This window comes from Vibrio sp. 10N.286.46.A8, assembly GCF_041470165.1.
Lineage (GTDB): Bacteria > Pseudomonadota > Gammaproteobacteria > Enterobacterales > Vibrionaceae > Vibrio > Vibrio tasmaniensis_A.
Genome location: NZ_JBFRLX010000133.1, coordinates 1,079 through 2,386 on the forward strand (window position 1 = coordinate 1,079; position 1,308 = coordinate 2,386).

2 protein-coding genes are annotated in these 1,308 nt (G+C 45.1%); both read right to left on the bottom strand.

Annotation, left to right across the window (positions count from 1 at the left end):
- Positions 1–743, bottom strand: a 743-nt coding sequence (gene flgJ, locus AB4232_RS13820) for a flagellar assembly peptidoglycan hydrolase FlgJ (protein ID WP_372087355.1), incomplete at its 3' end; no start/stop codon positions are given.
- A 10-nt stretch (positions 744–753) separates the two neighbouring features.
- Positions 754–1,308, bottom strand: a 555-nt coding sequence (locus AB4232_RS13825) for a flagellar basal body P-ring protein FlgI (RefSeq protein ID WP_372087356.1), incomplete at its 5' end; no start/stop codon positions are given.

Sequence of the window (1,308 nt, forward strand, 5' to 3'; positions counted from 1 at the left end):
CGGAAAGAAGCAGACTCTTTAACAGCTGTTTTACCATGGAACTCTAGAGTTTGAGTAGCAACCTTATCGCCCTTCCAACTTCTATCGGCTTTGATATTGAATAGGTTGTTGCTGTTGCCCAAAGAGTTCTTAATCATCTTAGAACCCCAACCTGTTTCAAGTGCCGCTTGTGCCAATAGCAGTGATGAATCGACACCGAGCGCACTCGCTGCTTTTTCAGCGTAAGGCTTCATTGAGGCAACAAACGATTCTGGAGAATCGAAGGAAACTCGTTGTTTTGCTGCTGACACGTCTGTTGCTGACATAGCTTGCGCAGATTGAACTTCAGGTGCTCTATCTTCTGAACGACCAGAGTATTGCGGTCTTTGCAGTGAAGTATCAAAGCCTTCATTGCGAACCTTATCTTCAGTTGCATCATTTGCTTGACCAGCACTTAACTGAGCTACGATCATGTCCGCAAGACCGAGCGAACCTGACGCACTGAGTTCACTCGCCATTTGGTCATCTTGCATCTGACGATAAAACTGTTCATTCTGGCTGTTCAACATATCTGACTTAAAGCTCGAGTTCGCATCACGCATCGACTTAAACAACATCGAGGTAAAAATAGATTCAAACTGTTTTGCTGCAGCGGTTAGCGCTTCTTTTTCACTGCCTTCTTCACCGCTTACCGCTTGTTGACGAAGACGGTCTAGGCTACCAATATCGTGAATAAAGCCGATGTCATTGTTATTTTTAATCATGCTTTATCCCTTAAATAATGATCAACTGACCTTCAATTGCACCCGCTTGTTTCAGTGCTTGAAGGATTGCCATTAAATCAGAAGGTGCGGCGCCGACTTCATTGACAGCGCGTACCAAATCATCGAGCGTTAAACCGGGTTCGAACTTGAACATTTTACCATCGGCTTCGGTTACTTCGATGTCCGAATCAGGAACGACTACCGTTTGACCACCAGAGAATGCGTTAGGTTGACTTACGTTTAGATTTTCTTTGATTGCGACTGTCATGCCGCCGTGGGTTACTGCTGCTGCTTTTAAGCGCACATGCTTACCAACAACAATAGTACCGGTACGAGAGTTAACAATGATTTTTGCAGAGCCCTCTGCAGGGTCAAATTCGATGTTTTCGATGGCAGACAAGAAAGCCACACGTTGGCTGATTTCACGTGGAGCACGAACTTTTACAGAAGTCGCATCTACCGCAGACGCCATTTGAGGGCCTAGGAAATTATTAACCGCATCAGCTAAACGCTGAGCCGTAGTAAAATCAGATTGGATTAAGTTGAAAGTGATGTAGTCACCACG